We start from the raw sequence: 6,306 nt of genomic DNA, 5'->3' as shown, positions 1-6,306 counted from the left end.
GCGGTGAGGCACGAGCCGCGTTGAGGAGCCGCCTATAAGGCCAGGCGGGCGACGATCAACTCGAGCACGGGCGCCACCGCGGTGAGGAACACCCCGAAGTGGGTCTGGCCGGCGATCACGTCGAGGGTCACGCTGCGACGAAGTGGGCGGCGGCACAGCGCCGCGACGTCGTCGCGGACATGCGGCACGATCCAGTCCCGCGCTCCCACGTAGTAGGTGGCCGGGCAGGCGATCGACGCGAGGTCGATGTACCGGGTGGGCTGCAGGGACCCTGTGATCGCGGCCGCCACCGCGAGCGGATCGTTGCCACCTTCGAGCATGTCCTGCACCGCGGTGTCGGTGATGCCGAACGCCGTCCAGATGCCGGCCCAGTCGCGGCGGCCCAACAGCTCGGCGAACCGCGTCAGCATCCGGGCGCCCTCCATCTCGTGGGCATGCATCGCATAGGCGCCCACGACCAGGTGTGCCACGCGGTCGGGGTGGCGGCTGGCCAGGGCAGCCGCCAACCAGCCGCCGCGCGAGTACCCCCACACGGTCGCCTGCGAGACCCCTTCGGCGTCGAGGACCGCGACCAGATCCGCCGCCACACCCGACGCCCGGTAGACCTCGGGATTGTGGGGCTTGTCGCTGTCGCCGTGCCCGAGGGGGTCCACGGCGATCACCCGCCACCGCTCGGCCAGCGCATCGACGTAGCCGAGGTCCTTCCACTGACTGGCCGCCAGCAGCGTTCCCGGCACAAGAACCAGAGTCGGGCCGACCCCGGCGACGGTGTAGTGGATGCCGAACCCCCGCGATGTCACCCGCACCCCACGAGTGTGGGGTGTAGCTCGCCGAAATGGGGAAAGGTAAGGGCATGGCGTCGCAGACGGAGTACGACCTGGTGGTCATCGGCTCGGGCCCGGGAGGGCAGAAAGCGGCGGTGGCCGCGTCCAAACTCGGCAAGTCCGTCGCCGTCATCGAGCGGGGCTGGATGCTGGGCGGGGTGTGCGTCAACACGGGCACGATCCCGTCGAAGACGCTGCGTGAGGCCGTCATCTACCTGACCGGCATGAACCAGCGCGAGCTCTACGGGACCAGCTACCGGGTCAAGGACCACATCACCACCGAGGACCTGCATTTGCGGACGTCCCACGTCATCACCCGCGAGATCGACGTGGTCCGCTCGCAGCTGATCCGCAACCGGATCGACCTGTTCACCGGGCACGGTCGCTTCGTCGACCCACACACCGTCATCGTGGAGAACGACAACGACAGCGAACACATCACCGTCACGGCCGAGAACATCGTGATCGCGACCGGCACCAAGCCGGCCCGCCCGGAAGACATCGAGTTCGACGACGAGAAGGTGCTCGATTCCGACGGAATCCTCGGGCTCAAGAAGGTCCCGTTGTCGATGGTGGTGGTCGGCGCCGGCGTCATCGGTATCGAGTACGCCTCGATCTTCGCCGCACTGGGCACCAAGGTGACCGTCATCGAGAAGCGGCCCTCGATGCTGGAGTTCGTCGACTCCGAGATCGTCGAGGCACTCACCTTCCATCTGCGCGACCACGCGGTGACGTTCCGCTTCGGCGAGGAGGTCACCGGGGTGGAGATCGGCGAGGACACCACGCTGACGACGCTGGCGTCGGGCAAGCGGATCGCCGCCGACACCGTCATGTACTCGGCCGGCCGGCAGGGTCTCACCGACGGCCTGGACCTGAAGGCGGCAGGCCTGGAGGCGGACAAGCGGGGACGCCTGCAGGTCGACGACGACTTCCGCACCCCGGTCGACCACATCTTCGCCGTCGGCGATGTCATCGGCTTCCCCGCCCTCGCAGCCACCTCCATGGACCAGGGGCGCCTGGCCGCCTACCACGCGTTCGACGAGCCGGCCAACGACATGACCGCCCTGCAGCCCATCGGCATCTACACGATCCCGGAGGTGTCATTCGTCGGTGCGACCGAGGCCGAGCTGACAGAGAAGGCCGTGCCATACGAGTTCGGTGTGGCCCGCTACCGCGAGCTGGCCCGCGGACAGATCGCCGGCGACTCCCACGGCATGCTCAAGCTCCTGGTCTCGACCGAAGACCGAAAGCTGTTGGGAATTCACATCTTCGGCAGCAATGCCACCGAGCTGATCCACATCGGACAGGCCGTGATGGGCTGCGGCGGCACGGTCGACTACCTCGTCGACGCGGTGCTGAACTATCCGACGTTCTCCGAGGCCTACAAGATCGCTGCGCTCGACGTCACCAACAAGCTGCGCGCCGTCGAAGAGTTCCAGAAATAGAAAAGAACCCCCACCCTCTGTCGAGAGTGGGGGTTCTTCTCTGTGCCGACTAGTGGTAGTCGCTACCGGTAATCGCTGTAGCCGTAATCGTCCAGCGGCACCGCGGCACCGGTGGCCTGGCCGAAGTCCGGGCTGTAGTACTGATCCTCGTAGGACGGGATCGTGTACGCCGCAGCGCGGGCCTCTTCGGTCGGCTGAACCTGGATGTTGCGGTACCGGTTGATGCCGGTACCGGCCGGGATCAGCTTGCCGATGATCACGTTCTCCTTCAGACCCTGCAGCTTGTCGCTGCGGCAGTTGATCGCCGCATCGGTCAGCACGCGGGTGGTCTCCTGGAACGACGCCGCCGACAGCCACGAATCCGTGGCCAGCGATGCCTTCGTGATACCCATCAGCACCGGACGCCCCGCCGCGGGCTCGTTGCCCTCGGCGACCACCCGACGGTTCTCCGTCTCGAACTCGCCACGCTCGGTCAGCGAGCCGGGCAGGAACTCCGTCGCACCCGAATCGATGATCGTGACGCGACGCAGCATCTGCCGGACGATGACCTCGATGTGCTTGTCGTGGATCGACACACCCTGAGCGCGGTACACCTCCTGGACCTCCTTGACGAGGTGGATCTGCACCTCGCGGGGACCCTGGACGCGCAGCACCTCGTGCGGGTCGGCCGAGCCTTCCATCAGCTGCTGGCCCACCTCGACGTGGTCGCCGTCGGTCAGCAGACGCTCGGAGCCGTCGTCGTGCTTGAACACCTTCAGACGCTGACGACGCGAGAGCTTGTCGTACACGACCTCTTCGCCCCCGTCGTCGGGAACGATGGTGATCTTGTAGAACTTGTCGCTCTCCTCCAGGCGAATCCGCCCGGTGACGTCGGCGATCGGAGCGCGGTTGCGGGGCACACGTGCCTCGAACAGCTCCTGCACGCGGGGCAGACCACCGACGATGTCCTGACCGCCGGTGACACCACCCTGGTGGAAGGTACGCATCGTCAGCTGCGTGCCGGGCTCACCGATGGACTGCGCGGCCACGATGCCGACGGCCTCGCCGATGTCGACCAGCTTGCCGGTCGCCATCGAACGCCCGTAGCACATCGCGCACACGCCGGTGCCTGTCGTGCAGGTCAGCACCGACCGCACCTTGACCTCGGTGATGCCCGCGGCCAGCAGTGCGTCGATCGCCGGATCACCCAGGTCGTGTCCACGCTCGACCACGACGTTGCCGTCAGCGTCGACCGCGTCGGTCGCCAGGGTGCGGGCATAGGCCGACGTCTCGATGTGCTGATCGCGCACCATGGTGCCGTCGTCCTGACGCTCGGCCAGCGTGACGTTGATGCCACGCTCGGTCGCGCAGTCGTTCTCCCGGACGATGACGTCCTGCGACACGTCGACCAGACGACGGGTCAGGTACCCCGAGTCGGCGGTACGCAGCGCGGTGTCGGCCAGACCCTTACGGGCACCGTGGGTGTTGATGAAGTACTCCAGCACCGTCAGGCCCTCGCGGAACGAGGACTTGATCGGACGCGGGATGAACTCACCCTTCGGGTTCGTCACCAGGCCCTTCATGCCGGCCAGGGTGCGGGTCTGGGTGAGGTTGCCCGTCGCGCCGGACTTCACGATCGTGATGATCGGGTTGTCCTCGGGGTAGTACTCCTCCAGCGCCTTACCGACCTCTTCGGTCGCGTCCTGCCAGATCTTGACCAGGGCCTCGTTGCGCTCGTCGTGGTTGAGCGCACCGCGCTGGTACTTCTTCTCGATCCCGTCGGCTTCCTTCTCGTACCGGTCGAGGATCTCCTGCTTCTGCGGCGGCACCAGCACGTCGGCCATCGAGACCGTCACCCCGGAACGCGTCGCCCAGTGGAAGCCGGCGTCCTTGAGCTTGTCGACGGTCTGCGCGACGACGATCATCGGGTAGCGCTCGGCAAGGTCGTTGATGATCCGGGCCTGCACCTTTTTGTGCATCTGCTCGTTCACGAACGGATAGCCCTTGGGCAGCAACTCGTTGAACAGCACGCGACCCAGCGTCGTGTCGGCGGTCCAGGCGTCGCCCGGGGTCCAGCCGTTCTCGAACAGTTGCGCCTCGAGATCGGCCGGCGGACGTTGCTGCGTCAACCGGACGCGGATCTTCGCGCGCACCGACAGCGCGCCACGGTCGAGGGCCATGATGGCCTCGGCCGGGCTGCTGTACACACCGGACTCCGGCTGATCCTTGGCGGCCGGCGTGTACTCGCCGGTGTCGCCCTTGATCTCGGTGGTCAGGAAGTACAGGCCGGTCACCATGTCCAGACGCGGCATGGCCAGCGGGCGGCCCGACGCGGGAGACAGGATGTTGTTCGACGACAGCATCAGGATGCGGGCCTCGGCCTGCGCCTCCGCACTCAGCGGGAGGTGCACGGCCATCTGGTCACCGTCGAAGTCGGCGTTGAACGCCTCACAGACCAGCGGGTGCAGCTGGATGGCCTTGCCCTCCACCAGCTGCGGCTCGAAGGCCTGGATGCCCAGGCGGTGCAGCGTGGGCGCACGGTTGAGCAACACGGGGTGCTCGCCGATGACCTCTTCGAGGACGTCCCACACCTGCGGACGCTGACGCTCCACCATGCGCTTGGCGCTCTTGATGTTCTGCGCGTGGTTCAGGTCGACCAGACGCTTCATCACGAACGGCTTGAACAGCTCGAGAGCCATCAGCTTCGGCAGACCGCACTGGTGCAGCTTGAGCTGCGGGCCGACCACGATGACCGAACGGCCCGAGTAGTCGACGCGCTTGCCGAGCAGGTTCTGACGGAACCGACCCTGCTTGCCCTTGAGCAGATCCGACAGCGACTTGAGCGGGCGGTTGCCCGGGCCGGTGACGGGACGGCCGCGACGGCCGTTGTCGAACAGCGCGTCGACGGACTCCTGCAGCATCCGCTTCTCGTTGTTGACGATGATCTCGGGGGCACCGAGGTCGATCAGTCTCTTGAGACGGTTGTTGCGGTTGATCACACGGCGGTACAGGTCGTTGAGATCCGACGTGGCGAACCGGCCACCGTCGAGCTGCACCATCGGGCGCAGCTCCGGCGGGATCACCGGGACCGCGTCGAGGACCATGCCCATCGGCGAGTTCCGATTGGTCTGGAACGCCGCGACGACCTTCAGTCGCTTGAGCGCACGCAGCTTCTTCTGGCCCTTGCCGTTCTTGATGGTGTCGCGCAGCGACTCGGCCTCGGCGTCGATGTCGAAGGTCTCGATGAGCTTCTTGATCGACTCGGCGCCCATGGCGCCTTCGAAGTACTCGCCGTAGCGGTCCTGCAGCTCGCGGTAGAGCAGCTCGTCGACGATCAGCTGCTTGGGAGCCAGCTTGGTGAACGTCGTCCAGATCTCCTCGAGCCGGTCCAGCTCACGCTGGGCCCGGTCGCGCAGCTGACGCATCTCGCGCTCGCCACCGTCGCGGACCTTGCGCTTGACGTCGGACTTGGCGCCCTCGTCTTCGAGCTCCTTCATGTCGGCTTCGAGCTTCTGCGCCCGGGCCTCGAGGTCGGCGTCGCGCTGATCCTCGAGAGCCTTGCGCTCGACGGCCATCTCGGCCTCGAGCGTCGACAGCTCGTTGTGCCGCATCTCGTCGTCGACAGCGGTGATCACGTAGGCCGCGAAGTAGATGATCTTCTCGAGATCCTTCGGGGCCAGGTCGAGCAGGTAGCCCAACCGCGACGGCACACCCTTGAAGTACCAGATGTGCGTGACGGGAGCGGCCAGCTCGATGTGACCCATCCGCTCACGACGCACCTTGGCGCGAGTGACCTCGACGCCGCAGCGCTCGCAGATGATGCCCTTGAAGCGGACGCGCTTGTACTTGCCGCAGTAGCACTCCCAGTCGCGAGTCGGTCCGAAGATCTTCTCGCAGAACAGGCCGTCCTTCTCGGGCTTGAGCGTGCGGTAGTTGATGGTCTCCGGCTTCTTGACCTCGCCGAAGGACCAGTTACGGATGTCGTCCGCGGTCGCGAGACCGATGCGGAGTTCATCGAAGAAGTTGACGTCTAACACGTAACTCCCTTTCCCCTTTCG

The 6,306-nt window shown here is 66.2% G+C and carries 3 protein-coding genes; 1 reads left to right on the top strand and 2 read right to left on the bottom strand.

Annotation, left to right across the window (positions count from 1 at the left end):
- Window positions 1–32: 32 nt before the first annotated feature.
- Window positions 33–806, bottom strand: coding sequence for an alpha/beta fold hydrolase (locus ACZY1G_RS10030; protein ID WP_463822311.1), 774 nt, complete (start codon window positions 804–806; stop codon window positions 33–35).
- Window positions 807–853: 47 nt separating this feature from the next.
- On the opposite strand from ACZY1G_RS10030, the gene sthA reads away from it, so the two are divergent.
- Window positions 854–2,269 (top strand): Si-specific NAD(P)(+) transhydrogenase, encoded by a 1,416-nt coding sequence (gene sthA / locus ACZY1G_RS10025; RefSeq protein WP_463814134.1) that lies wholly within the window; start codon window positions 854–856, stop codon window positions 2,267–2,269.
- Window positions 2,270–2,331: 62 nt separating this feature from the next.
- Here sthA and ACZY1G_RS10020 read toward each other — a convergent pair whose 3' ends face one another.
- Window positions 2,332–6,285 carry a DNA-directed RNA polymerase subunit beta' gene (locus ACZY1G_RS10020; protein WP_463814133.1) on the bottom strand — a complete coding sequence of 1,318 codons (3,954 nt, stop codon included), beginning with the start codon at window positions 6,283–6,285 and terminating at the stop codon, window positions 2,332–2,334.
- Window positions 6,286–6,306: the final 21 nt, after the last annotated feature.

It is taken from the genome of Mycobacterium sp. IDUB_5 (genome assembly GCF_055419565.1).
Note: the sequence above shows the minus strand (reverse complement) of the source record. Positions and strands in the feature narration are given on the sequence as shown.

Coding starts and splice junctions, on each gene's coding strand:
- sthA (WP_463814134.1), top strand. CDS start 854: ATGGCGTCGCAGACGGAGTACGACCTGGTGGTCATCGGCTCGGGCCCG.